Origin of the sequence: Streptomyces sp. DSM 15324 (assembly GCF_001514285.1) — a bacterium.
Lineage (GTDB): Bacteria > Actinomycetota > Actinomycetes > Streptomycetales > Streptomycetaceae > Streptomyces.
Genome location: NZ_KQ949024.1, coordinates 156561 through 182882, shown reverse-complemented (window position 1 = coordinate 182882; position 26322 = coordinate 156561). Strand labels below are relative to the sequence as shown.

The window sequence follows — 26322 nt, the reverse complement described above, 5'->3', positions numbered from 1 at the left end:
CCGGTATTAGAATGGCGGCATGGTGCGTAACCCGTTGACCCCCGAAGAGCGCGAGCGCGGCGAGCGGCTCGGGCGGTTGCTGCGCGAGGCGCGCGGCGGCCGGAGCATGGCCGAGATCGCGGCGCGCGCGGGCATCTCCGCCGAGACCCTCCGCAAGATCGAGACCGGACGGGCGCCGACCCCGGCGTTCTTCACCGTCGCCGCGCTGGCCGTCGCGCTGGGGCTGTCCATGGACGAGCTGGCCGGACGGTGCACGCCGGCCGGGGTGTGAGCGGGACGTCAACGCGGCCGGGGCAGGGGCGCTTTCCGGCCAAGGTCGCGTGCGGCGCCCTCCGCGTCCGCTTTGCAAACTCGCCGTAGCCCCGCTGTAACACTGCTGGTGTTTTCTGTCGGGCGGAGTGTTCCGGTGGGGCGGGAGCTGAGCGATGGGTGTGGATCAACTCCCGGGCCGGGTGGGGGAGTTCGCTAACTACCTGAACGGGCTGCTGGCGCGCCTCGATCAGGGGGCCGGCTGGTGCGCGGTGTTCTGGCAGCGCGATCCGGACGGTATGCAGGCCTGCCTCGACGGGCGCGAGATGCCGCCCTGGGACGTCGTGGAAGCCGTGCTCCAGGACCTCGCCGCCGTGTACGGCACCCCGGCCGCCGCGCGGGAGGCCGAGCACGCCCGGTCCCTGCACACCGCGGCGCTCATCGCGTACGACGCCCGTCCCGGCGGCCGTGAGGCGCTTGGCGACCGGCTCGACGTGATGCTCCGCGAGCAGCGCTACGCCGCCGAGCGGCAGGCCGAGTTGGGGCGCCTGCTCGGCACCGCGGCCACGCAGGAGGACGCCGAGGCCATCCGCCTCGACCTCGCCTGGGCCCACGACGACCACGAACGCGCCGTCGCGCGCTGTGCCGAACTCCGGCACCGGATGGCCGAGTGGGAGCGCCGGGCGGGGGAGGGGCGGATCACCGACGCCCACGCGGTACGCCGGCCGTCGACCGTGTACGGGCCGACGTCGTCGTACGGAGGAAGTGGCAGCGGGAGCGGGAACGAAAGCGGCGCCGGGGCCCCCGGGCACGGCACGCAGGCCGACGCGTCCCGCCCGGACCCGTGGCGCGGCGGTGAGGTGACGGCGGGACCCGGCGGGCCCACAGGGGAGACCGGCGCCGAGCCGTCCCCCGAGGCCCACCTGCGCCCCGCCCCCGTCCCGGCCCCCGGCGATCACGGACGCGGCGAGGCCGGGGAGGCGTCCGGCGGCCGGCTGTACGACGAGACGGCGCCGACGCTCGGCAGCCGCCTGCGCGCCGAGGCGGTGCGGACGTCCGGCGACGACGCGCCGGGCGAGACGGCGCGGTTCTCCGAGGGGCACCTGCGGGGTGAGGCGGTGTCGGGGGCCGGTGGTGACCTGCGGGGTGAGGCGGTGCGGTTCTCCGAGGGGCACCACCTGCGGGGTGAGGCGGTGTCCGCGCCCGGGTACGTGCGCGACGGGACGCTGTCGGCCCCCGATCCCTCGGGGTACGGCGCAGGCGCGGCGGTCGCTTCCCCGGCTCCCGCTCGCCACGGGGAGCCGTCGGCGGGCACAGATCGCGGCGTCGCGGGGCCGGCTGCCGGTGTGTCCGCCGGGCCCACCTCGGCTGCCCCCTCGGAGCGGGGTCTCGCGGGGCCGGCAGGAGCTGACCCCGGTTCCGATGAGGACGCCGGTCCGGCGGGCGACGTGAGCGGGCGGGACGCCGCCGGGCCCGAGAAGGGCGCCAAGCAGAAGAGGCGGCGTCGGGGCGGTGCGCGGTTCGCCGGGATGGCTCAGGAGGAGGACGCCTCCGTCGCCGTACCGCCGAGTGCCGGGCCGGTGGCGCCCGAGCCCCCTTCCGCCGCCCGGCGTACGCTGCGCGGCGCCCGGTTCGCCGGGGCGGCCGCCCGTGCGGAACGGCGGGAGGAGCCGCAGCGGGAGCCGCTGGACGCCGAGGCGCGGGGGGAGACCGTGCGGGCGGTGGAGCAGCTGGTGGCGCTGCGCGCGGAGGGCCGCAGCGGCGAGGCGCACGCGCTGCTCGTCGAGCTGGCGTACTGGCCGGCCGCCCGGATCCCGCTGCTCGCCGCGGAGCTCCGGCGCGCCGGGCTCGGCGCCGACTGGACCACCCTGCTCTGGGAGGCCGCCTCACTGCCCGCCGACCGGCTGGTGGAGGCCGCGGACGCCCTGGTCGCGGTGGGGCGCACGGCCGACGGCGAGCAGCTCCTGCGGCAGGGCGTCGCCCGCCCGGCCGAGGAGATCGGGCAGGCCGTCCTCGGCCTGCACCGGGGCGGCCGCCGCCGCGAGGCCCGCGCCCTGCTCGACGCCTACGTCCGCGTCCGCCCCCCGGAGGAGGCCGCCCGCGGCGCCGCCCCCGACCCCCAGGCCCTCGTTCCGCTGCTCCTGGAGGCCGCCCGGGGCGTCTCGGAGCAGCGCCGCTGGGACCTGGTCCACGCCCTGCGGGTGGCCGGCTTCAGCGCCTGACGGGACAGCGCGCGGTACGCCGTACGCGCCCCGGCTCACCCACGTGAGTGTGAAACGCGATCGACTTCGCGGGTTAACGACGATGGTCTTGGCAAGCCCTCCCCGGAGGCTTACGTTCGTCCCTCTACGACCTTCGTCTACGGGCGTAGAGGCTCTGACGTCCCGTCGAAGGAGCAGCTCATGACCGACGCCGTACGTGCCGCACTGGTCCAGGCCACCTGGACCGGCGACACCGCGTCCATGGTGGCGAAACACGAGGAGCACGCCCGCGAGGCGGCCCGGCAGGGCGCCCGGGTGATCGGGTTCCAGGAGGTCTTCAACGCCCCCTACTTCTGCCAGGTGCAGGAGCCCGAGCACTACCGCTGGGCCGAGCCGGTGCCGGACGGGCCGACCGTGCGTCGTATGCAGGACCTCGCGCGCGAGACCGGCATGGTGATCGTCGTCCCCGTGTTCGAGGTCGAGCAGAGCGGTTTCTACTACAACACCGCCGCGGTGATCGACGCCGACGGCTCCTACCTCGGCAAGTACCGCAAGCACCACATCCCGCAGGTCAAGGGCTTCTGGGAGAAGTACTACTTCCGGCCGGGGAACCTCGGCTGGCCCGTCTTCGACACGGCCGTCGGGAAGGTCGGCGTCTACATCTGCTACGACCGCCACTTCCCCGAGGGCTGGCGGCAGCTCGGCATCAACGGCGCGCAGCTCGTCTACAACCCCTCCGCCACCCACCGCGGCCTGTCCAGCCACCTGTGGCAGCTGGAGCAGCCCGCCGCGGCCGTCGCCAACGAGTACTTCGTCGCCGCGATCAACCGTGTGGGAGTGGAGGAGTACGGGGACAACGATTTCTACGGGACGTCGTACTTCGTCGACCCGCGAGGACAGTTCGTGGGCGAGGTCGCGAGCGACAGGAGCGAGGAACTCGTCGTCCGCGACCTGGACTTCGACCTGATCGAACAGGTGCGGCAGCAGTGGGCCTTCTACCGCGACCGCCGCCCCGACGCCTACGAAGGGCTGGTACAGCCGTGAGCGACCTGTACGCGCGCCACCGGAACGTCCTGCCGGACTGGCTGGCGCTCTACTACGAGGAGCCCCTGGAGATCACCCACGGCGAGGGACGGCACGTCTGGGGCGCCGACGGCACGAAGTACCTCGACTTCTTCGGCGGCATCCTGACCACGATGACCGCGCACGCCCTGCCCGAGGTGACCAAGGCGGTCAGCGAGCAGGCCGGCCGGATCGTGCACTCCTCCACGCTGTACCTCAACCGCCCGATGGTCGAGCTCGCCGAGCGGATCGCCCAGCTCAGCGGCGTCCCCGACGCCCGTGTCTTCTTCACCACCTCCGGCACCGAGGCCAACGACACCGCCCTGCTGCTCGCCACCACCTACCGGCGCAGCAACACCGTCCTGGCCATGCGCAACAGCTACCACGGCCGCTCCTTCAGCGCCGTCGGCATCACCGGCAACCGCGGCTGGTCCCCGACCTCGCTGTCCCCGCTGCAGACGCTGTACGTGCACGGCGGCGTGCGCGGCCGCGGCCCGTTCGCCGGGCTGGACGACGAGGCGTACATCGCGGCCTGTGTCGAGGACCTCCGCGACCTGCTGGGACACACCCGCCCGCCCGCCGCCCTCATCGCCGAGCCCATCCAGGGCGTGGGCGGCTTCACCTCGCCCCCCGACGGCCTGTACGCGGCCTTCCGGGAGGTGCTGCACGAGCGGGGCGTCCTGTGGATCGCCGACGAGGTCCAGACCGGCTGGGGCCGCACCGGCGACCACTTCTGGGGCTGGCAGGCGCACGGCCGAAGCGGTCCGCCCGACATCGTCACCTTCGCCAAGGGCATCGGCAACGGCTCCTCCATCGGCGGGGTGATCGCCCGCGCCGAGATCATGAACTGCCTGGACGCCAACAGCATCTCCACCTTCGGCGGCACCCAGCTCACCATGGCCGCCGGCCTCGCCAACCTCACCTACCTCCTGGAACACGACCTCCAGGGCAACGCCCGGCGCGTCGGCGGTCTGCTCATCGAGCGGCTGCGGTCCGTCGCCGCCCAGGACCCCGGCGTACGCGAGGTGCGCGGCCGCGGTCTGATGATCGGCGTGGAGCTGACGAGACCCGGCACCGACCGGGCCGACCCGGAGCGGGCGTCCGCCGTGCTGGAGGCGGCCCGCGCGGGCGGCCTGCTGATCGGCAAGGGCGGCGGGCACGACACCAGCGCCCTCAGGATCGCCCCGCCGCTGTCGCTGACCGTCGCGGAGGCCGAGGAGGGCGCCGCGATCCTCGAGAGCGCGCTGAGGAGCACGCAGTAGCGGCGGCACCCGCCGCGCAGCCCGGCACCGCCGCGTAGTCCCGGCGCCCACCGCGCCGGTCGAGCAAGGGAACACCGCCATGACCAGCACCCTGGAGACCTGGGGCCCCGTGGAGCCCCTGGAACCCGCCCTGTCGGTCCGCCAGGTCCTGTCCCTGGAGCGCGTCCTGGCCGGGGACCCCGAGGTGGTGGCCGGCGCGGACCGGCTCGACCGGCCGGTGCGCTGGGTGCACGTCGCCGAGGCGCCGGACGTCGGCGTGATGCTCACCGGCGGCGAGATGGTCCTCACCACCGGCGTGCTGCTCGCCGGGGACGAGACCGCCCAGGCCGAGTACATCCGGTCCCTGCACCGCGCCGAGGCCGCCGCCGTGGTCCTCGGCCTCGGGCGCGCCTTCCCCGCCCCGCCCGACGCGATGCGGCGCGCCGCCGAGCGCTGCGGCCTGCCCCTGGTCGTGCTGCACCGGCCGTTCCCGTTCGCCGAGCTGACCGAGGAGGTCCAGTCGCGGCTGGTGCGCCGCAAGTTCGCCGCCGTCAGCCTCTCGGAGGCCGTACGCACCGCCCTGACCGGGCTGATGACCGCCGGGGCACCGCTCCAGCGGCTGCTCGACGAGATCGCCCACCACACCGGCTGTCCCGTCGTCGTCACCAACCTCGCCCACCGGGTGCTGGCCACCGGCGGCGAGCGCTCCGCGGTCGACGACGTGCTGCGGGACTGGGAACGCATCGCCCGGCAGGCCGGCGGCAGCGAGGGCGACGGCTGGATCCGCGCCGAACTCGGCGGCCGCGGCGAACGGTGGGGCGAGATCATGCTCTGCGGCTACCGCGGCGACACCGCCGGCGGCCGGCTGCTCGCCGACCGGGCGGCCGAGGCGCTCGTCCTGCACCGCATGCTCGGCGGCGCCTCCGCCCACACCTGGGAAGAGCAGTCCGCGCAGAGCCTGCTCACCGACCTCGCCTCCGGCGTCGTACCGGCCCGGCAGCTGCTGCCCCGGGCCCGCGCCGCCGGGCTGCCGGTCAACCGGCGCACCTTCGTCCCGCTCGTCGTCCGCGACGGCGACCCCGCCCAGCTCGACCGCGTGCTGCGCCTGCTCGGCCTGCGCGGGCTGGTCGCGGAGCTCGCCGACGGAGCCACCGCCGTGCTGCTCAGCCTCGCCCGCGACCAGGACGCCGAGGCCCTCGCCGCGCACTTCGCGGCCCGCCTGCGCACCGAGTCCGGCGAGGCCCGCACGGTCGTCGCCTCGGCCGGACCGCGCACCCTGTGGGAGGACGTCCCGGCCGGGCTGCGCGAGGCCCAGCACGTCGCCGACGCCGTCACCGAGTCCTCGGCCGCCCTCGCCCTGCCGCCCGTCGTCCGCCTCAAGGACGTCCATCTGCGCGGTCTGATCCGGCTGCTGCGCGACGACCCGCACGTCCAGGCCTTCGCCGAGCGCGAGCTGGACGGACTGCTCCGCGCGGCCGGCGACGACCTCCTCGCCGTGCTGCGCACCTATCTCGCCACCGGCCGCAACAAGTCCCGCACCGCGCAGCTCCACCACGTCTCCCGGCCCGCCCTCTACCGCCGCCTGGAGGCGATACAGGCCCGGCTCGGAGTGGACCTGGACGACTTCGAACAGGCCGCCTCGGTCCATATCGCGCTGCTCGCGCACGACGCCCAGCAAGCCTGACCCCCTCGGTCCCGGCAGCCCCGGGCAACAGCCCCGAAACATGCAACGACCTGCGAAAACGGCGGTGAAACATGGGCCCTGGCGGACGTGACACGGTGGCACGCCCAGCTGCCCCAGACGTGACACCGTGCCACTCAAAGCGGGCGCGCGGGCTTTCTAAGGTCCTCTCACACCGAGCGAGTGGAGGTCCCGATGAGCAGAGTGATCCGCGCCGCCGTGTTCCAGACGGCCTGGACCGGCGACAAGGAATCGATGATCCAGGTGCACGAGCAGGCGGTCCGCGACGCGGCCGCGCAGGGCGCCCAGGTCCTGTGCTTCCAGGAGCTCTTCTACGGGCCCTACTTCTGCCAGGTCCAGGACCCGCAGTTCTACGAGTACGCCGAGCAGATCCCGGACGGCCCGATCGTCCAGCGCTTCCAGGCCCTCGCCCGGGAGCACGGCATCGTCCTGGTGCTCCCGATGTACGAGGAGGAGCAGCCGGGCGTCCTGTACAACACCGCCGCGGTGATCGACGCCGACGGCTCCTACCTCGGCAAGTACCGCAAGCACCACATCCCGCAGGTCAAGGGCTTCTGGGAGAAGTTCTACTTCCGCCCGGGGAACGCGGGCTGGCCGATCTTCGACACGGCCGTGGGCAGGATCGGCGTCTACATCTGCTACGACCGCCACTTCCCCGAGGGCTGGCGGGCGCTCGGCCTCGCGGGCGCCGAGATCGTCTTCAACCCCTCGGCCACCTCCCGCGGCCTGTCCGCCTACCTCTGGCAGCTGGAGCAGCCGGCGGCGGCCGTCGCCAACGAGTACTTCGTCGGTGCGATCAACCGGGTCGGCATCGAGGAGCTCGGCGACAACGACTTCTACGGGACCTCCTACTTCGTGGACCCGGAGGCGCAGTTCGTCGGCGAGGTCGCGAGCGACAAGGAGAGCGAACTCGTCGTCCGCGACCTGGACATGGCCAAGCTCCGCGAGGTCCGCGACCGCTGGCAGTTCTACCGCGACCGCCGCCCGGAGGCGTACGGTCCGCTGACAGCGCCGTAGATCAGGGCGGCACCCGCGCCCCGGCAGGGGCGCGGGGAACTGCGCGACCAGCCCCCACCGACCCGCACCCGACCTCCTACCTCTCCGGAGCCGGAAACATGAGCAGCCGTAAAATCATCCGCGGCGGTCTCGTCATCACCGCGTCCGACGAGATCCACGCCGACGTCCTGATCGAGGACGGCCGTATCGCCGCTCTCGCCGCCTCCGGCACCCCCGCCGCCGAGGCCTGGACCGACGGGCAGGTCATCGACGCCACCGGGAAGTACGTCATCCCGGGCGGGGTCGACGCCCACACCCACATGGAGCTGCCGTTCGGCGGCACCTTCGCCTCCGACACCTTCGAGACCGGCACCCGGGCCGCCGCCTGGGGCGGTACGACCACGATCGTGGACTTCGCGGTGCAGAGCGTCGGCCGGAGCCTGCGCGACGGCCTGGACGCCTGGCACGCCAAGGCCGAGGGCACCTGCGCGATCGACTACGCCTTCCACATGATCGTCTCCGATGTGAACGAGGAGACGCTCAAGGAGATGGACCACCTGGTGGAGGAGGGCGTCACCTCCTTCAAGCAGTTCATGGCCTACCCGGGGGTCTTCTACAGCGACGACGGCCAGATCCTGCGCGCCATGCAGCGCTCCGCCGACAACGGCGGCCTGATCATGATGCACGCCGAGAACGGCATCGCCATCGACGTCCTGGTGGAGCAGGCGCTGGCCCGCGGCGAGCGGGACCCGCGCTACCACGGCGAGGTCCGCAAGGCCCTCCTGGAGGCCGAGGCCACCCATCGCGCGATCCGGCTCGCCCAGGTCGCCGGTGCCCCGCTCTACGTCGTGCACGTCTCGGCGATGGAGGCGGTCGCGGAGCTGGCCCGGGCGCGCGACGAGGGGCTGAACGTCTTCGGCGAGACCTGCCCGCAGTACCTGTTCCTGTCGACGGACAACCTCGCCGAACCGGACTTCGAGGGTGCGAAGTACGTGTGCAGCACCCCGCTGCGGCCGAAGGAGCACCAGGCCAAGCTGTGGCAGGGCCTGCGCACCAACGACCTCCAGGTCGTCTCCACGGACCACTGCCCGTTCTGCTTCGTGGGGCAGAAGGAACTGGGGCGCGGCGACTTCTCCAAGATCCCCAACGGTCTGCCGGGCGTCGAGAACCGGATGGACCTGCTGCACCAGGCCGTCGTCGACGGGCACATCACGCGCCGCCGCTGGATCGAGATCGCCTGCGCGACCCCGGCCCGGATGTTCGGCATGTACCCGAAGAAGGGCACCATCGCCCCCGGCGCCGACGCGGACGTCGTGATCTACGACCCGCACACCGAGCAGACGGTCTCCGCCGAGACCCACCACATGAACGTCGACTACTCGGCGTACGAGGGCAGGCGGCTCACCGGCCGGGTCGAGACGGTCCTGTCGCGGGGCGAACTCGTCATCACCGAGCGGGAGTACACCGGACGCGCGGGCCACGGCGTCTACACCCCGCGCTCCACCTGTCAGTACCTCACCTAGGAAGGGTGCCCATGGACTTCGGACTCGTCCTGCAGACCGACCCGCCGGCCTCGAAGGTCGTCGAGCTGATGCAACGCGCGGAGGACAACGGCTTCACCTACGGCTGGACCTTCGACTCCGCCGTGCTGTGGCAGGAACCGTTCGTGATCTACAGCCAGATCCTGGCCGGCACCAGCAGGCTGACCGTCGGGCCGATGGTGACCAACCCGGGCACCCGCACCTGGGAGGTCACCGCCTCCACCTTCGCCACCCTCAACGACATGTTCGGCAACCGCACGGTCTGCGGCATCGGCCGTGGCGACTCCGCGATGCGGGTGGCCGGCCGCGCCCCGAACACCCTCGCCCGGATCAGCGAGGCCATGAAGGTCATCCGCGCCCTCGGCTCGGGCCAGGAGGCGGACCTCGGCGGCACGGTGATCCGGTTCCCCTGGATCAAGGAGGGCGCCGAGCTTCCCGTCTGGATGGCCGCGTACGGGCCGAAGGCGCTGAAGATGACCGGTGAGGAGGCCGACGGGTTCATCCTCCAGCTCTCCGACCTGTACCTCACCGAGTACATGGTGAAGGCGGTCAAGGACGCGGCGGTCGCGGCCGGCCGGGACCCCGGTGACGTGAAGATCTGTGTCGCCGCCCCCGCCTACGTCACCGACGACGACTCGCCCGAGGCCCTCGCCCACGCCCGCGACCAGTGCCGCTGGTTCGGCGGCATGGTCGGCAACCACGTCGCCGACCTGGTGTCCAAGTACGGCGCGCACTCCTCCCAGGTGCCCGAGGAACTCACCGACTACATCAAGGCCCGCGAGGGGTACGACTACTCCCACCACGGCCGCAGCGACAACCCCGACACCGCGTTCGTGCCCGACGAGATCGTCGACCGGTTCTGCGTCATCGGCCCCGTCGAGAAGCACATCGAGAAGCTGAACGCCCTGCGCGCGCTGGGCGTCGACCAGTTCGCCGTCTACGACATGCACGACGCGCGCGAGAAGGTCATCGACGCGTACGGCACGACGGTCATCCCCGCCGTCAACGGCTGACCCGGCGCCCCGGTATCAGCAGGAGCAACTCCCCCTCCCCCCACTCCAGTTCTCCCCTCCCCGCCGTCCCGGGGAGGGGCCGGAGACCCGCACGGCCTTTCCGGATCCGCCCTCGTTTGATTGGCCTGCCCATGACCGACACCGCTCCCACGGCGATACCCGTGTCCGACCAAGTGACCCGCCCCGACGGGCGCGTGGAGTTCGCCCCCGGTTCCCCGCCGCCCAGTGGCCCCTACGCCAACGAGGACCTGCTGCCGGTTCCCGTCGACAAGCGCACCTGGACCACGTACAACTTCTCCGCGCTGTGGGTCGGCATGGCCCACAACACGGCGTCATGGACCCTCGCCTCCGGTCTGATCGCCGTCGGCATGGACTGGAAGCAGGCGGTGCTCACCATCGCCCTGGCCAATGTGATCGTGCTGGTCCCGATGCTGCTCACCGGGCACGCCGGGCCGAAGTACGGCATCCCCTTCCCCGTCTTCGCCCGCGCCTCCTTCGGTATCCGAGGGGCCAACCTGCCCGCCGTCGTACGGGCGTTGGTGGCCTGCGGCTGGTTCGGCATCCAGACCTGGATCGGCGGTGAGGCGATCTACTTCCTCGCCGGGAAGCTGATCGGCAACGGCTGGAGCGACGCCGGGACGTTCGGCGGCCACCCCTGGACCATGTGGCTGTCGTTCGCGATCTTCTGGGCGATCCAGGTCGCCATCATCTACCGGGGGATGGAGACCATCCGCCGCTTCGAGAACTGGGCGGCGCCGTTCGTCATCGTCGGCGCGCTGGTCATGCTGATCTGGATGAGCAACAAGGCGGGCGGCTTCGGCCCGCTGCTCGACCAGCCCTCCAAGCTCGGCTGGGGCGGCGACTTCTGGAAGCTGTTCTGGCCCTCCCTCATGGGCATGATCGGCTTCTGGTCCACGCTGTCGCTGAACATCCCCGACTTCACCCGCTACGGCAAGTCCCAGAAGGCGCAGACCTGGGGCCAGGCGCTCGGCCTGCCCACGACGATGACGCTGTTCGCGCTGCTGTCGGTGCTCGTCACCTCCGGCTCGCAGGCCGTCTACGGCGAGACGATCTGGGACCCGGTCCAACTGGCCGCCAAGACCGACAACGTCTTCGGGCTGCTGTTCGCGCTGGTGACGGTGCTGGTGGCGACCCTGTCGGTGAACATCGCGGCCAACCTGGTCTCGCCCGCGTTCGACTTCTCCAACGTGGCGCCGCGCAGGATCAGCTTCCGCACCGGCGCCCTCGCCACCTGTGTCATCGGGGTGCTGATCTTCCCCTGGAAGCTGTACTCCGACCCGCAGGGCTACATCTTCACCTGGCTCGGTCTGGTCGGTGGTCTGCTCGGCACGGTCGCCGGCATCCTCATCGCCGACTACTGGATCCTGCGCCGCGCCAGACTGGACCTGACCGACCTGTACCGCGCGGGCGGCCGCTACTGGTACGACGGCGGCTGGAACTGGCCCGCCGTGGTGGCCTTCCTGACAGGTGGCGTCCTCGCGATCGGCGGCGCCAGCTTCAAGCCGATCATCGACGGCAGACCCATCCCGGCCCTGGAGCCGCTGGCCGACTACGGCTGGGCGGTCGGCCTCGGCACCTCGACCCTGGTGTACCTGGTCCTGATGACCGTCACCGGGCGAAAGGAGCGGAGCGCGGTCTGACCCGCGGCGACGCCGCGACACAGCAACACGGCGACACAGCAACACGGCGACGGCCCAAGGACCCCGAGCGGGGCTCCTTGGGCCGTCGCCGTGGCACGGGCCGCTCAGCCGGCGCTCGTCCGGAGCGCCGCCACGGCCTCCTTCGCCGCCTTGATCGCCCCCGTGTTGATCACATCCGTGCCGGGGGCCTTCTTCGTCTCGAAGTCGCTGCCGTTGTAGGTGACGACGACCAGCGCGTTGGAGACCCGGGCGATGACGGTGCCCTCGCGGGTCTGCTGCTTGTCCTCCGTGGTCAGGTTCACCACGGAGTACCCGGCGTCGCCGAGGCCCGGCACCGCGCCGCCGCCGCTCTTCTCCTTCAGCCGGTCCGTGTACGACGACTGCGCCGCCGCGTCGGAGTCCGTGATCTCGAAGGAGATGTCGAGCCAGCGGTAGTCGAACCCCTTGAGCGCGTTCCAGGAGCAGGTGCGGCGCAGCCTGGTATCCGTGGAGGGGATCTCCTTGCCGGCCGTCTTGGCGCCCGGCACCAGCGAGGTGATCGTCTTGACGGCCACGCTCGTGCAGGGCGCGAGAGCGGTGTCGTACGTCTTCCTGGACGCGGCGGGGTCGGACGGGCCGCCGTCGGCCTTCTTCTCGGACTGGGTCTGCTGGGTGCCGTTGGCCGAGGTGTCCTGGGCGTCGGCGTCCGGACCGGAGGACAGCACCCAGCCCGCGCAGGCCAGCACGGCCACCGGGGTCAGACGCGCGGTGAGGGCGAGCGGCAGTGGAAGAGAACGCACGGCGCACTTTCGTGGGGGACGGTGCGGACAGCAGCCCGCAGTGCGGACAAGGACGCCAGTGTCACACGACTCCCTGTGGGGCGGAAGCGAAAACTCGCAGCGTGCACGCGTGGTGACGAAGGGGCACGAGAAGGCGCACCCCTCCTGACATATCGTCGGATTTTTCGGGTGTACGGGGATAAATTGGCACCACGACCAGTCACCTACGGAGAGCCATGCCCGAATCCGCCGCCCCCGAGGCCCGCGCCCGCACCCTGCTGGGCCGCCCCAAGCTGTGGCTGCTGCCCACGGTCCTGACCGGACTGCTCGCCCTGCTGCTGTCCCTCCTCTACATGGGCGGCATCGTCAACCCCAACGGTGACCTGCGCGACCTGCCCGTCGCCCTCGTCAACAGCGACACGGGCGCCCCGCCCGCCGGGCAGCGGCAGAACCTGGGCACCCAGGCCGCCGCCGCCATCGCCGCCGACACCGGGGGCGGCTCCGTCGACTGGCGCCTCCTCGGCCGCGCCGAGGCCCAGGACGAACTGGACTCCGGGAAGGTGTACGGCGCGCTCGTCATCCCCGCCGACTTCACCGACTCCCTCACCGCGCTCACCACCACCCACGCCACCGTGCGGCCGACGATCACCACCCTCACCAACCCAGGCAAGGGCAGCCTCGGCTCCTCCCTGGCGAGCCGGATCACCACCAGCGCGGCCCACCAGGTCTCCCTGACCATCGGCAAGCAGCTCACCGCCGCCGCCCCGGCCGCCGACTCCACGACCGCCCTGCTGCTCGCCGACCCCGTGAACGTCGTCACCCGGGTCGGGCACCCCATCGGCACCCACAGCGGTCTCGGTCTGACCGCCTTCTACTACACCCTGCTCCTCGTCCTCGCCGGTTTCATGGGCGGCAATGTCATCAGCAACGGCGTGGACACCGCCCTCGGTTACGCCGACAACGAGATCGGCCCCTGGCACACCCGCCGCCCCACCGTGCCGATCGACCGCACCCAGACCCTGCTGCTGAAGATGGTGATGACCGCCGGCATCACCCTCGTCAGTGTCTCGCTGGTGATGCTCGCCTGTGTGGCGATCCTGGACATGGACGCCTCGCACCTGCCCCTGCTGTGGATCTACTCCTACTGCGCGACCCTCGCCGTCGGCCTCGGCGTCCAGGCCATCAACGCGGCCTTCGGCGGCGTCGGCCAGCTGGTGTCCCTGTTCGTCTTCATCGTCCTCGGCCTGCCGTCCTCCGGCGCCACCGTCCCCCTCCAGGCGGTGCCCGACTTCTACCGCTTCCTGGCGAACTTCGAGCCCATGCGCCAGCTCAGCGACGGTGTCCGCGCCATCCTCTTCTTCGACGCGCGCGGCGACGCCGGACTGACCCGCTCCTGGATCATGATCGCGATCGGCACGGCCCTCGCCCTCGTCTTCGGCTTCTCGATGACCCGCTACTACGACCGCAAGGGCCACAAACGCCTCACTCCGCAACCCGCGTGAGCCCGGCCCGGGCGGCTAGCCTGCCGGGATGAGCTTCACCACCCGCCCCACCCTCCAGGGCACCTTCGGCATGGTGTCCTCCACGCACTGGCCGGCCTCGCAAGACCGCCGGGACCGCCGGGGCCGCCGAGACCGCGAGGTGCGCATAGAGGTCGGGCGGGAGGTGTGGCGCACCGGCTTCGTCGCCGAGGCACTGCTCCGCCAGGCCGCCCGGCACGCGGGACACCAGCGGCGCGCCCGCGACCGGTGGACCGGCATCCTGTCGGCCGCGGCGAACGGCGCGGGATGCAGGGGTACGCGGTGGGCCGCTGACCGCTGACCGCTGACCGCTGACCGCTGACCGCGGGTGAGCCGTGCGGGCCCCGCACCCGTTCTTCATCCCGATTCCGCCCGGAGTGCACCGGCCGGGTCCGGATTGTCAGTGGGGCGTGCTCTCATGGAGACATGATCGAAGACAGGGAGCCCCTCGACGGCTTCGGCGCGTTTCTCGCCCGTCACTCGGCCGACGTGGAGGAAGCGGTCCGCAAGGCCGCCGCGGCCGAGATCATGCCCCGCTTCCGGCAGCTCGCCGACCACGAGGTCGACCAGAAGAGCGGTCCCCACGACCTGGTGACCGACGCCGACCGGGGCGCCGAGCTGTTCCTCACCGGGGTCCTCGGTGCCCTGCTGCCCGGCTCGGTCGTCGTCGGCGAGGAGGCGGTCCACGCCGACCCGGCGTCGTACGAGGCGATCCGGCGCGACGCACCGGTGTGGATCGTCGACCCGGTCGACGGCACCCGGCAGTTCGTCCGCGGCGAGGAGGGCTTCTGCACCCTGGTCGCCCTCGTCCACCGCGGTGTCCTCCTCGCCTCCTGGACCTACGCCCCGGCCCGCGACCGGCTCGCCACCGCGGTGCGCGGCGGCGGCGCCTTCCTCGACGGGGAGCGGCTGTTCGCCGGACCGCCCGCGCCCGGCCGTGACCTGGTGGTGGCCACGTCGCACCCGGACTACACCACCGACGACCAGAAGCGCGCCCTGCTCGCGCTGCGCACGGAGGGCGTCGCGCCCCGCCCCTGCGGATCGGCCGGGCTGGAGTATCTCGCCATAGCCCGGGGCGAGTTGGACGCGACAGCCTTCTCCTGGGAGGCCGCCTGGGACCACGCGGCCGGACTGCTGCTGGTCGAGGAGGCGGGCGGCGCCCATCTGACCCTCACCGGTGAGCCGTTCCGCATCACCGGCGGCAACTCCCTGCCCTTCACGGCCGCCCGCGACGCGACCACCGCCCGCCACGTGGCGAACCTCCTGGCGGGCGGACCGGCTGCTGCGGGCTGACCTGCCGCCGCGGGGACCGGCTTGCGCGGGCCGGCCGTTGCCGCCGGGGCGGGCGTCGGTGGCGGGCCGAGCGTCGACCGCGGGCCGGCCGTCCACTGTCGGCTGATCGGCCTCCGGGGGGCGACCCGTCTCCCCGGGCTAACCGGCCTTCGGGGGCCGCCTCCCTCCGCGCGGCGGCCGTTGCCCCCGGGCCGAGCGTCCGCTGGGGGCTGACCGGCCTCCGCAGGCCGGCCGTCTGCCTCGGGCTGACTGGCGCCGCCTGGCTGACCGTGCACCGCGAGTCAACCGGCCTCCGCGGGCCTGCCGTCCGCTGTGGGTCGACCGGCCTGCCGGGCCGGCCGTCGACGCCGGCCCGGCCGTCGGTGGCGGGCCCGGCCTCGGCCGTCGGCTTCGCCGTCGGTGGGCCGGCCGGTGCTGCTGAGCGGGGCCGGGCGGCAGGCGCCGTACCCGGCGGGGGCGGTGCGTCCGATGTCGGGGTGGCGGCCGGGGACGGGTGCCCTCGGCGGGGTGTCGTACCCCCGGCATATCCTGAACCCGGAGGCCGCCGGGCTGCGGGGGCCGCCCGCTGACGAAGGGGTCGGAAGTGCCGTCGATGCTCGATGCGGTCGTGGTGGGGGCGGGGCCCAACGGGCTCACCGCCGCAGTGGAGCTGGCCCGGCGCGGCTTCTCCGTGGCGCTGTTCGAGGCCCGCGATACCGTGGGCGGGGGATGCCGCACCGAGGAGCTCACCCTCCCCGGCTTCCGGCACGACCCCTGTGCCGCGGCCCACCCCCTCGGCATCAACTCACCCGCGTTCCGCGCCCTGCCCCTCAAGCGGTACGGCCTGGAGTGGCTGCACGCCGAGCTGCCCATGGCGCACCCGTTCCCCGACGGCACCGCCGCCGTGCTCTCCCGCTCGGTCGCCGAGACCGCCGCCTCCTTCGGCCCGCGCGACGCCGGCACCTACCGTCGGCTCGTCGAGCCGTTCCTGCCCCACTGGGACACCCTCGTCCGCGACTTCATGTCGCTGCCGCTCACCGCGCTCCCGCGCGACCCGGTCACCCTGGCCCGCTTCGGCCTGGCCGGACTGCCCCCGTCCACCCTGCTCATGCGCCGCTTCCGCGACGAACCGGCCAGGACCCTCTTCGCCGGACTCGTCGCCCATGTCATGGCCCCGCTCGGCGGCCTCGCCACCGGCGCCGTCGGCCTGGTCTTCGCCCTCGCCGCGCACGCCCGCGGCTGGCCGCTGGCCCGCGGCGGCTCCCAGGCCATCTCCGACGCCCTCGCCGCGTACCTGAAGGACCTCGGCGGCAGCGTCCACACCGACTACGAGGTCAAGCGCCTCGACGACCTGCCCCCGGCCCGCGCCTACGTCTTCGACACCACCCCCACCGCCCTCGCCCGTATCGCCGGATTCGGCAGCCACTACGCCCGCTACCGCTACGGCGCCGCCGCCTTCAAGGTCGACTACGCGCTCGACGGCCCGGTCCCCTGGACCGCGCCCGAGGCCCGGGTGGCCGGGACCGTGCAGATCGCCGCCGACAGCACCGAGATCCGCACCGCCCTGCGCGCCGCGTCCCAGGAGGGCCGCGCACCCGAGCGCCCCTTCCTGATCACGGTCCAGCCCACCGTCGTCGACCCCACCCGCGCCCCGGCGGGCAAGCAGGTCTTCTGGGCCTACGGGCATGTGCCCAACGGCTGGACCGGCGACCTCACCGACGCCGTCGAACGCCAACTGGAGCGCTTCGCACCGGGATTCCGCGACCGCGTCCTGGCCCGCGCGATCGCGGGACCGGCCGAACTCGCCGCCCGCAACGCCAACTACGTCGGCGGCGACATCGCCGCCGGCGCCGCCACCGGCCTCCAGCTCCTGCTGCGCCCCAAGCTCTCCCTGCGCCCGTACGCCACCCCGCACCCGGCGGTGTTCCTCTGCTCCTCGTCCACCCCGCCGGGCCCCGGCGTCCACGGCATGTCGGGTCACAACGCGGCGAAGGCGGTGTGGCGCAGGCTGCGCGCCCAGTCCTGACACCTGCACACATGCGCGGGCCGACCGGGGCGGCCGGTTGGTATACACAGCCATGACCACCATCACGCTCGTCCAGGGCGACATCACCGGCCAGTCCGTGGACGCCCTCGTCAACGCGGCCAACTCCTCGCTCCTCGGCGGCGGCGGCGTCGACGGCGCCATCCACCGCCGGGGCGGCCCCGAGATCCTCGCCGACTGCCGTCGCCTGCGCGCCTCGCACTACGGCAGGGGCCTGCCCACCGGCCAGGCGGTCGCCACCACCGCCGGCCGGCTGGACGCCCGCTGGGTGATCCACACCGTGGGCCCCGTGTACAGCGCCGACGAGGACCGCTCCGACCTGCTGGCCTCCTGCTACCGCGAGTCCCTGCGCGTCGCGGACGAACTGGGCGCCCGTACCGTCGCCTTCCCCGCCGTCTCGGCCGGCATCTACGGCTGGCCGCTGGACGACGCCGCCCGCGTCGCGGTGGAGACGGTGCGCACCACGCCGACCCGGGTCGAGGAGATCAGGTTCGTGCTGTTCGACGAGCGGGCGTACGCGGCGTTCGCGCGGCAGGCCGGATGAGAGGACACGCCGCCGGACGGCCCATGCCGCGGCTTCCGCAACCATCGGACATATCTTCTGAAATATGACGAAATGCCATGTTCTGTACCTGGCGTGCACCGCCGCGATCGTCGGGACGGGGCTCGGTGCCGCCCCGGCGGCCGCCGTGCACCCCCACCACGTGACCCATGTGGTCCGGCCGGGACAATCCATCCAGAAGGCGGTGGACGCCGCCGCCCCCGGCGACACCGTGTACGTGACCGCCGGGACCTACCGCGAGAGCGTCACCATCGCCACCGACGGAGTGACGCTGGCCGGCGGCCCCCGGGCCGTGCTGAGCCCGGCTCCGGCCAAGAAGAAGGCCGTCGGCACCTGCGCCGCCGACGGCAACGGCATCTGCGTGACCGGCACCAAGAACCACAAGGTCAAGGACGTCACCGTCGCCGGACTGACCGTCACCGGCTTCACCAAGAACGGCGTGTACGCCACCGCCACCGACAAACTGACCGTACGTCACGTCACGGCCGAGAAGAACGGCGTCTGGGGCATCGCCACCGAGGCCTCCGAGCGCACCGTCCTGCGCGCCAACACCGCCCGCGACAACGGCGACGCCGGACTGTTCCTCGCCAACAACGTCAAGGAGGAGCAGGGTGCCACCGACACCCGCGGCACCCGGGTCCTGGGCAACAAGCTGGAGGGCAACCGGATCGGCGTCACCGTCCGCCGGCTGCGCGACCTCACCGTCGCCCGCAACGAGATGACCGGCAACTGCGCGGCCGTCTTCGTCGTCGGCGACGAGAACAAGCCCAAGGCCGGCCTCGTCACCGTCCGCGACAACCGCATCGTCGCCAACAACAAGTCCTGCCCGAAGACGGCCCGGCTCGACGCCCTCCAGGGCACCGGCATCGTCCTCACCGGCGCCGAGGACAGCGTGATCACCCACAACGTGATCCGCGACAACGCCGGCACCTCCTCGCTGTCCGGCGGCATCGTCCTGCTGAAGAGCTTCGTGGGCACCACCAGCGACCGGAACCGGATCACCGACAACACCCTGTCCGGCAACGCGCCGGCCGACCTCGTCGTCACCGACACCGAGGGCAAGGGCAACACCTTCGAGCGCAACTCCTGCAAGGCCTCCCGGCCCGCGGGCCTGTGCTGACCGGACACCCGTCCCCCTGACAGGTTCCCCCGAGAAGAAAGGCGGCACATGACGACCGCTCAAAGCGCCCCGCCCCCACCCATGCGGCTGCGGGAGCTCGTGTTCGGGGCGGCATGTGCCGCCGCCCTGCGTGCCTCGGCCCGGCTCGGCGTCGCCGACGCCCTCGGCGAGGCCCCCATGACCGTGGAGGACCTCGCGGCCGCGGTGAAGACCGAGCCGAAGCCGCTGCGCCGGCTGCTGCGCGCCCTGTCCTGCTACGGAGTCTTCGCCGAGCGCCCCGACGGCATGTTCGCCCACACCGACATGTCCCGGCTGCTGCGCGAGGACGACCCGCACAGCCTGCGCAACATCGCCCTGTGGTGCACCGAACCCTGGACCTGGGACGCCTGGCCCAAGCTGGACGAGGCGGTGCGCACCGGCCACAACGTCGTGGAGGACCTCTACGGCAAGGAGTTCTTCACCTACCTCAACGAGGACGCCCCCGAGTCGGCCGAGGTCTTCAACCGGGCCATGACCACCTCCAGCGAACAGTCCGCACGGGAGGTCGCCGCCCTGCTCGACTTGTCCGGCGCCGCCTCGGTCGCCGACATCGGCGGCGGCCAGGGCCATGTGGTGGCCAGCCTGCTCGACAAGTACCCGGCGATGCGGGGCACCCTGCTCGACCTGCCCCGCGTGGTCGACAACGCCGTGCCGCGGCTGCGCGAGGGCGGCGACCTCGCGGGCCGCGCCCGGATCGTCCCCGGCGACGTCCGCAAGGCCGTCCCCGTCCAGGCCGACGTCTACGTCATCAAGAACATCCTGGAGTGGGACGACGAGTCCACCGCCAGGACCCTCGCCAACGTCATCGGGGCGGGCGGCCCCGGCACCCGGGTCGTCGTCATCGAGAACCTCGTCGACGACACCCCCTCCATGCGGTTCAGCACCGCCATGGACCTGCTGCTGCTCCTCAACGTCGGCGGTGCCAAACACACCACCGAGTCCATGGTGAGCCGGCTCACCGACGCGGGCCTGGTCATCGACGACATCCGGCCCGTCAACCCCTATCTGCACGCCTTCGACTGCCACGTCCCCGGCTGACCCCCGAACCACCGGTCGCCGGGTCCGCAGCGTCGCGGACCCGGCGACCGGTGACACCGGCGCGCGGACTCAGCCGGCCGGTTCGCGCTCCCAGAGGTAGAAGCGCCGAGCCATGGCGTCCTTCGGGGAACGCCAGGTCTCGGGGTCGTACGCGCTGACGTACGCCGTCAGCCGCTCGCTGACGTCCCGGAACTCGGGATGGTTCGTCACCTTCGCGATGGCCGGGCCGGGGTCGCGCTCCGACTCGATCAGATGCAGGTACACGTCGCCGAACTGGAAGAGACTGCGCCGGGCGACCCCGACGAGATGCGGCAGCTCCCCCCGGTCCGACTCCTCGAACACCTGGGCGATGTCGGGGGCGGAGCCCGGGGCCATACGGGCGACGATCAGGGCTTGGTGCATGGGGGAGTGTCCTCCGTCCGGCTCAGTCGGTCAGGCCAGGAGTGGTTCCGCGCTCCGCGGCGGCCTTCTCGATGCGGTCCCGGATCAGGGCCAGCTGGACCTTGGAGTTCCGGTTGATGTTGTCGGTCATCCACTCGTCGTCGACCGGCGCGTCCGGCTTCATCGCGAAGTCCTGCGTCCAGATCATCCGCACCCCGGCCGGCACCTCCTCGTACCGCCAGTGGATGTCCATGTGGGCGAACGGTCCCGTCTCCACCCGCCGGGCGCGGACGGTGAGCGTCTCGCGGTTCGGCTCGCGCTCGGAGACCCAGCTCCAGACCTTGCCGTTGTCGTCCGGGTGCATGGTCAGCCGGAACGTGGTCCTGCGTCCCTCGCGGGAGAGGATCTCCACGGACGCGTACTCACTGAACAGCCGCGGCCAGTTCTCCAGGTCGTTGGTCATGTCCCAGACCAGGTCGAGCGGAGCGCCGATGGTGATCTCGTTCTGCGTGTGTCCGGTCATGGCGTCACGCCCCCGCCGGCAGCGCGCTGTTGACCCGGTCGACGAACTGCCGGGGCGTCCGGCAGGCCTCCATGTCCAGGTCCAGGGGCGCGCCGAAGCGGTTCTCCAGCTCGCCCACGATGCCGAGCAGGCCCAGCGAGTCGATGCCGAGCTCGCCGAACTCGCCGTCCGCGTGCTCCTTCAGCTGCTCCGGTGTCACGGTGATCCCGGCGGCCTTCTTCATCAGACCGGCGAGTTCGTCCAGGGTGATGCGGTCACTCATGCGATCCCTCTCCTTCGTGCTGTGCACTGCTGTGCAGTGCTGTGCAGTGCCGTGCTGTGCAGTGCCGCGCCCCGCTACGAGGCGTGGGCTGCGGCGCCGTGCCGCAGCACCAGCGCCGAGTTCGACCCCATGAGGCCCCGGCTGAGGACCAGCGCCGTGCGCATGTCCGCGGCACGGGCACGTCCGGTCACCAGGTCGAGGTCATGGCAGATGTCGAAGACATGGGGGGTGGGCGGGATCAGACCGTGCTCCATCGCCAGCACGGCGGCCGCCGTGTCCAGCACCGGAGCCCCGCCGAAGGCCCGGCCGATGCCGGTCTTCGGCGCCGTCACCGGCACCCTGCGGCCGTGCGCGCCGAGCGCGTCGGCGATCGCGAGCGCCTCCGCCCGGTCCGCCTCCGGCACCCCGAGGGCGTCGGCGAAGACCACGTCGATCTCCTCCGGGGCGCAGCCCGCCTCGTCCAGGGCGCCCCGGACGGCCTGGGCGAGTCCTTCCCGCGACTGCTCCCAGCGGCCGGCGCCGGTGAACGTCGCCGCGTGCCCGTCCAGGGTGGCCCGCACCCGGGCCCCCCGCTCCAGCGCCGAGGCCTGCGCCTCCACGACGAACATGGCGCCGCCCTCGGCGGGCACGAACCCGCACGCCGAGTCGGTGAACGGCCGGTAGGCGCGCTCCGGCTCCGCCACGGTGCTCAGCGCGTCGTAACCGAGCTGGCAGACCATCGAGTACGGGGCCAGCGGGGCCTCGGTCGAACCGGTGACCAGCACATCCGTGCCGCGCCGTACCGCCCGCGCCGCGTGCGCGAGGGCGTCCAGGCCGCCCGCCTCGTCCGCCGCGACGACCGAGCAGGGGCCCTTGAAGCCGCGGCGGATCGAGATCTGGCCGGTGCTCGCCGCGTAGAACCAGGCGATCGACTGGTACGGCCCGACGAACCGGCTGCCCTTGCCCCACAGCTGCTGGAGCTCGCGCTGCCCGAACTCGCCGCCGCCGCTGCCGGCCGCGGTGACCACCCCCACGGAATAGGGGGCCTCGGCGGTGTCCGCCTGGCCGAGCCCCGCGTCGTCCAGCGCGAGATCGGCGGCGGCCATCGCGAAGTGCGTGAACCGGTCCGTCTGGACGAGGAAGCGCTCCTCGACGGCGGCCGCCGCGTCGAAGTCCCGGACCTCGCCGGCCACCCGCAGCGGCAGGTGCTCGCACCCCTCGCGGGTGATCCGGTCCAGGACGCTGATGCCTTCCTGCGTGGCCTTCCAGAAGGCCTGGGTGCTGGATCCGTTCGGCGCGACGACACCGATGCCGGTGACGACGGCGCGCCGGGAACGCGGTGCGCTCATCATGTCCTCATGTCCTCTCCCTCGGCCGGGTCAGGACCACCGCGGACTGGAACCCGCCGAACCCGCTGCCCACGGAGAGCACGCTGTCCAGCGTCCGTTCCCGCGCGACCCGCGGCACGTAGTCCAGGTCGCACTCGGGGTCGGGGGTCTCGTAGTTCGCGGTGGGCGGTACCACCTGGTGGGCCATGGCCAGGACACAGGCGACGACCTCGATCGCGCCGATCGCGCCGAGCGAGTGACCCACCATGGACTTGATGGAGCTCATCGGGGTCGCGTACGCGTGCTGGCCCAGGGCCCGCTTCACGGCGGCCGTCTCATGACGGTCGTTCTGCAGGGTGCCCGAGCCGTGCGCGTTGACGTAGTCGATGGCCGTCGGGTCGAGCCGGGCGTGGTCGAGGGCGAAGCCGATCGCCCGCGCCATCTCCAGGCCCTCCTTGGTCAGGCCGGTCATGTGGTAGGCGTTGCCGAAGGTGGCGTAGCCGCTCAGCTCGCAGTACACGCGTGCCCCGCGGGCCCGCGCGTGCTCCAGCTCCTCCAGGACGAGGACGGCGCCGCCCTCGCCCATCACGAAGCCGTTGCGGTCGGCGTCGAAGGGGCGCGAGGCATGGGCGGGGTCGTCGTTGTTCGGCGACGTCGCCTTGATCGCGTCGAAGCAGGCCATGGTGATCGGGGAGATCGGCGAGTCCGACGCGCCGGCTATGCAGACGTCGGCCCGGCCCTCCTCGATCGTGTGGAAGGCGTATCCGACGGCGTCCAGCCCCGAGGTGCAGCCGGTGGACACCGTCTGCACCGGGCCGCGCGCCTCGAACCGCTCGGCCACCGTGGCCGCGAGCGTGGCGGGCGTGAACGCGCGGTGCAGCTCCGGCTCCGCCCGCTCCTGGTCGACGTCCCAGCGCTGCCCGTGATGGCTGACCAGGACGTAGTCGTGCTCCAGCCGGGTGGTGCCGCCGACCGCGGTGCCCAGCGACACCCCGATGCGCCACGGGTTCTCCCGGGCCAGGTCGAGGCCCGAGTCCCGCACCGCCTCCTCCCCGGCGACCAGCGCGAACTGTATGTACCGGTCGCTGCGGGCGACCTCCTCGGCGGCGAGACCGGAGGCCGCCGGGTCGAAGTCGCACTCGGCGGCGATCCGCGACCGCAGGCCGGCCGGATCGAAGAAGGTGATGCCCCGGGTCGCGGTCCGCCCGTGCGAGAGCAGGTCCCAGAACGCCGGTGCGCCGATGCCGCCGGGTGCGACCACACCTATGCCGGTGACCGCCACCCGCCTGCTCATGAGACGACCTCGGCGGTCTCCTCGGTGTCGACGTGACCGAGCGGCGGGCTCGGGGCCAGCGGCCCCAGGTGGAAGACGATCCGCGCCTCCACCTTGCCGACATTGCGGAAGCGGTGCTTCATGTGCATGGGGATCAGCAGGCCCTGCTCCGGCTGGAGCGGGACGGGCTCGCCGTCCAGGTCGACCTCCAGCCGCCCGCACAGGACGTACACGAACTCCTCGGAGTACGGGTGGTAGTGCTCGCCGATGCGGTCACCGGGCTGGATGAGGGCCACGCCCATGAAACCGCTGGTGGAGCCGACCGTGGCCGGGGTGAGCATGGCGCGCAGGTCGCCGCCGCGCCGGGTGTTGGGCTCGACCTCGCTGAGATCCACGACTCTGGGACGGGAATTGATCACGACGTTGCTCCGATCGTGTGCTGTGCTGTGCCGAGGGGGCGGGGGCGGGACGGATCAGGCGCCGGGGGAGCGGCGGTCGGTGACGAGGGTCATCCGGGTGGGCCCGGCGCCACCCTGGGCGGCGCGGCCGTCCAGCAGCCGCTTCAGCTCGGCCGCCTTCGGGGACAGGGCGGGGTCGTCGGCGTGGACGCCGCGCCGTACGTCCACCAGGCGCACCACGACGTCGTCGCGCTGGAAGATCGTGCTGCTGAGCACCGGGCACGTCGGGTCGTCCGCGGCGGCCTCGTCCTGCTCGGCCAGCAGCCGGGCCAGCTCCAGACCGTGGCCGGTCTTCGCGGGGTAGTACAGGGCGTGCCGCTCGGCCTTCGGGTCCTCCTGGTCCGCCGCCACGTGGTGGACGGCGGGCAGCGCAGCCCGGGTGAAGAAGACCCGCGCGGAGTCCGGGTCGTCGAGGTCCCGGTCCTGCTCCAGGTAGGGGTTGATGGCCTCCTCGACCGCCCGCACCTCGGGCTGCCGGGCGACGTGGCGCAGCGCCGCGAGCAGGTCGCCGCGCACCTCGACGGCCCGCACCACCCGGTTGCCGTGCATGAACAGCGAGGTGCGGCACAGCCGGGTGGTCTCGTCGACCTTCGGTTCGGGGGAGGCGTAGTCGGCGAGGATCTTCGCGACGGCCTCCTCGCTGCCCGGCTTCACGGTGAAGGTGAGCGCGTGCCGGATCACGCCGTCCCCCATCCGGGGCGCGGTCTGCAGGCTGCGCGCGGCGGCCGACGCCGGCCCGCCCGTCTCCCGTACGACGTGGAAGCGCAGGCTGCGGGTGTCGCGGACACAGCTGTGCAGCGGCTTGACCATCTCCACGTGCTCCTCGCTGTTCACCCAGGTGAGGAACGGCGGGGCGCTCTCCCACTCGCTGGTGATCAGCCACTGGGAGGGGTTCTCGATCGACTGGCAGAGCTGGTCGCTGACATGGCCGGGCACGGAGGCGACCTGGTTGCAGAGCTGCTCGTAGGCCTCCAGGAACTGCTGCTGGGCGCCGTCGTGGACGTCCACGAGCAGGACGACCCGGAGCCGGGAGCCGTCGAACACGGACTGGGAGACCCGCTGCGACACACGGCGGGTGAGGGGGGCGGAGGCGGGAGCGGGCGTGGTGGTCATGCGGGGCACATCTCCTTCGCGGGAAGGGGCGGTGGTCTTCGCCCGCGCTGCCGCAGGGCGGGGTCACCGTCCGCGCGGTGGGCGTGACTCGATCGTGGGCCGCTGCCCGCGGGCGCGCGATTCGGTGGGGACTACGCGGGTGACCGCTCACTCCTTGGGGTGACGGGCCGGGTGACGGTTCATCGGAGGTGGGCGAAGACGACCAGGTTGTCCTTGTAGTCCTTGACCGAGTGGTCGTAGTCGCCGGCGCAGGTGATCAGCCGGGCCTCGGCCCGTGGTGTGTCGGCGTAGACCCGCTCGCTCGGGAAGTCGTCCTTGGCGAACGTCTCGGTGTCGTCGACCTCGAAGTGCGCGACGCTGCGGTCGGCCCGCAGCACGTCGAAGACGTCGCCCTTCCTCAGGTACTGCAACCCGGCGAAGACGGCGGCGGAGGTCTTGGTGTCGACGTGACCGGCGATGATCGCGGTGCCGCGCTCGCCCGGGGAGGGGCCGGCGGCGTGCCAGCCGACGAGGTTGGTGTCGTCCGGGGGCGGGGCCTGGAGCTGTCCCTCGGCGTTGAGGGAGAGGTCCGTGAAGGGGGCGTCGACCGAGATCCGCGGGATGCGCAGCCGGACCGGCCGGGAACGGGGCAGATGCCGGCCCACCGGCTGGGCGGCACCGGCGCCGGGGGTGGAGGACCGCGGTGGCGCCGGGGCGAGGGCGGTCCCGGAGACCTGGGGTGCCTGCCGGGCCTGCGGCGGGAGCGAGGGGGAGCCGGAGGACGACGCGTCGTTGCCGCCGATCAGGCTCACCGCCAGGATCAGCAGCGCCACGGCGCACAGCACGGTCAGCGTGGAGCGGGACTCCTGGCCGCCCTGCTCGGCGGCGGCGGGGGAGGGAGGGGGGACTGCCATCGGGGAACACCTCGGACAGGGCAGGTCTGCGGGGGCGGACGGGCGGGGCCGGGATGCGGCCGGGCGGCCGCCACACGATGCACCGGTGGCGGC

25 protein-coding genes are annotated in these 26322 nt (G+C 72.6%); 16 read left to right on the top strand and 9 right to left on the bottom strand.

All coding sequences use genetic code 11. The annotated features are described in order from the left end of the window. The first annotated feature begins 19 nt into the window (after nt 1-19). The 9 genes from AQJ58_RS07060 to AQJ58_RS07020 all read left to right on the top strand — a co-directional run bounded on the left by AQJ58_RS07060 (nt 20) and on the right by AQJ58_RS07020 (nt 11666). Nucleotides 20-271, top strand: coding sequence for a helix-turn-helix domain-containing protein (locus AQJ58_RS07060; protein WP_067246214.1), 252 nt, complete (start codon nt 20-22; stop codon nt 269-271). A gap of 154 nt (nt 272-425) precedes the next feature. Then, the gene (locus tag AQJ58_RS42340; RefSeq protein WP_067246211.1) at nt 426-2471 is read left to right on the top strand and encodes a hypothetical protein; all 2046 of its coding nucleotides are present in this window, start codon (nt 426-428) and stop codon (nt 2469-2471) included. Between the two features lie 180 nt (nt 2472-2651). Beyond that, complete coding sequence (locus AQJ58_RS07050; protein WP_067246208.1) at nt 2652-3494, top strand: nitrilase-related carbon-nitrogen hydrolase; 843 nt, start codon at nt 2652-2654, stop codon at nt 3492-3494. Continuing rightward, nucleotides 3491-4774, top strand: coding sequence for an aspartate aminotransferase family protein (locus AQJ58_RS07045; RefSeq protein WP_067246206.1), 1284 nt, complete (start codon nt 3491-3493; stop codon nt 4772-4774). Before AQJ58_RS07050 ends, AQJ58_RS07045 begins: the two co-directional genes overlap by 4 nt. 79 nt (nt 4775-4853) lie before the next feature. Continuing rightward, entirely contained in the window at nt 4854-6437 is a 1584-nt protein-coding gene (locus AQJ58_RS07040; protein ID WP_067246203.1) for a PucR family transcriptional regulator, read from the top strand. Nucleotides 6438-6629: 192 nt separating this feature from the next. Continuing rightward, complete coding sequence (locus AQJ58_RS07035) at nt 6630-7472, top strand: nitrilase-related carbon-nitrogen hydrolase (protein ID WP_067246201.1); 843 nt, start codon at nt 6630-6632, stop codon at nt 7470-7472. Nucleotides 7473-7570: 98 nt separating this feature from the next. Next, on the top strand, nt 7571-8974 hold the full coding sequence (hydA, locus tag AQJ58_RS07030; protein ID WP_067246198.1) for a dihydropyrimidinase: 1404 nt from the start codon (nt 7571-7573) through the stop codon (nt 8972-8974). A gap of 11 nt (nt 8975-8985) precedes the next feature. After that, entirely contained in the window at nt 8986-10005 is a 1020-nt protein-coding gene (locus AQJ58_RS07025) for a TIGR03842 family LLM class F420-dependent oxidoreductase (protein ID WP_067246195.1), read from the top strand. A gap of 131 nt (nt 10006-10136) precedes the next feature. Then, on the top strand, nt 10137-11666 hold the full coding sequence (locus tag AQJ58_RS07020; RefSeq protein WP_067246193.1) for an NCS1 family nucleobase:cation symporter-1: 1530 nt from the start codon (nt 10137-10139) through the stop codon (nt 11664-11666). A gap of 104 nt (nt 11667-11770) precedes the next feature. On the opposite strand, the gene AQJ58_RS07015 is transcribed toward AQJ58_RS07020, so the two are convergent. Then, the gene (locus AQJ58_RS07015) at nt 11771-12445 is read right to left on the bottom strand and encodes a hypothetical protein (RefSeq protein ID WP_067246190.1); all 675 of its coding nucleotides are present in this window, start codon (nt 12443-12445) and stop codon (nt 11771-11773) included. 215 nt (nt 12446-12660) lie between these two features. Between AQJ58_RS07015 and AQJ58_RS07010 the strand changes: the two genes are divergently transcribed. From AQJ58_RS07010 to AQJ58_RS06980, 7 genes are all read left to right on the top strand, one after another. Continuing rightward, complete coding sequence (locus AQJ58_RS07010) at nt 12661-13926, top strand: YhgE/Pip domain-containing protein (protein WP_067246188.1); 1266 nt, start codon at nt 12661-12663, stop codon at nt 13924-13926. 28 nt (nt 13927-13954) lie between these two features. Beyond that, nucleotides 13955-14245 (top strand): hypothetical protein, encoded by a 291-nt coding sequence (locus AQJ58_RS07005; RefSeq protein WP_067246186.1) that lies wholly within the window; start codon nt 13955-13957, stop codon nt 14243-14245. 125 nt (nt 14246-14370) lie between these two features. After that, on the top strand, nt 14371-15237 hold the full coding sequence (locus tag AQJ58_RS07000) for an inositol monophosphatase family protein (RefSeq protein WP_067246183.1): 867 nt from the start codon (nt 14371-14373) through the stop codon (nt 15235-15237). Between the two features lie 592 nt (nt 15238-15829). Beyond that, nucleotides 15830-17242: a phytoene desaturase family protein gene (locus tag AQJ58_RS06995; protein WP_067246180.1), complete on the top strand. Its 1413-nt coding sequence runs from the start codon at nt 15830-15832 to the stop codon at nt 17240-17242. Nucleotides 17243-17294: 52 nt separating this feature from the next. Further along, nucleotides 17295-17804: an O-acetyl-ADP-ribose deacetylase gene (locus AQJ58_RS06990; RefSeq protein WP_067246178.1), complete on the top strand. Its 510-nt coding sequence runs from the start codon at nt 17295-17297 to the stop codon at nt 17802-17804. A 64-nt stretch (nt 17805-17868) separates the two neighbouring features. Continuing rightward, a complete protein-coding gene (locus AQJ58_RS06985) occupies nt 17869-18942 on the top strand; it encodes a right-handed parallel beta-helix repeat-containing protein (protein WP_067246176.1) in 1074 nt (357 codons plus the stop codon). Between the two features lie 48 nt (nt 18943-18990). Beyond that, entirely contained in the window at nt 18991-20019 is a 1029-nt protein-coding gene (locus tag AQJ58_RS06980; RefSeq protein ID WP_067246174.1) for a methyltransferase, read from the top strand. A 69-nt stretch (nt 20020-20088) separates the two neighbouring features. Here the strand turns inward: AQJ58_RS06980 and AQJ58_RS06975 are convergent, their stop codons facing one another. From AQJ58_RS06975 to AQJ58_RS06940, 8 genes are all read right to left on the bottom strand, one after another. Continuing rightward, nucleotides 20089-20421 (bottom strand): TcmI family type II polyketide cyclase, encoded by a 333-nt coding sequence (locus tag AQJ58_RS06975; RefSeq protein WP_067246171.1) that lies wholly within the window; start codon nt 20419-20421, stop codon nt 20089-20091. 22 nt (nt 20422-20443) lie between these two features. Beyond that, nucleotides 20444-20923, bottom strand: a complete 480-nt coding sequence (locus tag AQJ58_RS06970; protein ID WP_067246169.1) for an SRPBCC family protein — start codon at nt 20921-20923, stop codon at nt 20444-20446. 4 nt (nt 20924-20927) lie between these two features. After that, nucleotides 20928-21185 carry an acyl carrier protein gene (locus AQJ58_RS06965; RefSeq protein WP_067246167.1) on the bottom strand — a complete coding sequence of 86 codons (258 nt, stop codon included), beginning with the start codon at nt 21183-21185 and terminating at the stop codon, nt 20928-20930. A gap of 74 nt (nt 21186-21259) precedes the next feature. Then, nucleotides 21260-22513, bottom strand: a complete 1254-nt coding sequence (locus AQJ58_RS06960; protein WP_067247659.1) for a ketosynthase chain-length factor — start codon at nt 22511-22513, stop codon at nt 21260-21262. 7 nt (nt 22514-22520) lie between these two features. Continuing rightward, nucleotides 22521-23786 (bottom strand): beta-ketoacyl-[acyl-carrier-protein] synthase family protein, encoded by a 1266-nt coding sequence (locus AQJ58_RS06955; RefSeq protein WP_067246164.1) that lies wholly within the window; start codon nt 23784-23786, stop codon nt 22521-22523. Next, nucleotides 23783-24184: a cupin domain-containing protein gene (locus AQJ58_RS06950; protein WP_067246162.1), complete on the bottom strand. Its 402-nt coding sequence runs from the start codon at nt 24182-24184 to the stop codon at nt 23783-23785. Before AQJ58_RS06950 ends, AQJ58_RS06955 begins: the two co-directional genes overlap by 4 nt. A 54-nt stretch (nt 24185-24238) precedes the next feature. Then, nucleotides 24239-25336 carry a SchA/CurD-like domain-containing protein gene (locus AQJ58_RS06945; RefSeq protein WP_067246159.1) on the bottom strand — a complete coding sequence of 366 codons (1098 nt, stop codon included), beginning with the start codon at nt 25334-25336 and terminating at the stop codon, nt 24239-24241. Nucleotides 25337-25515: 179 nt separating this feature from the next. Beyond that, nucleotides 25516-26229: a class F sortase gene (locus tag AQJ58_RS06940; protein WP_067246158.1), complete on the bottom strand. Its 714-nt coding sequence runs from the start codon at nt 26227-26229 to the stop codon at nt 25516-25518. Between the last annotated feature and the right edge of the window lie 93 nt (nt 26230-26322).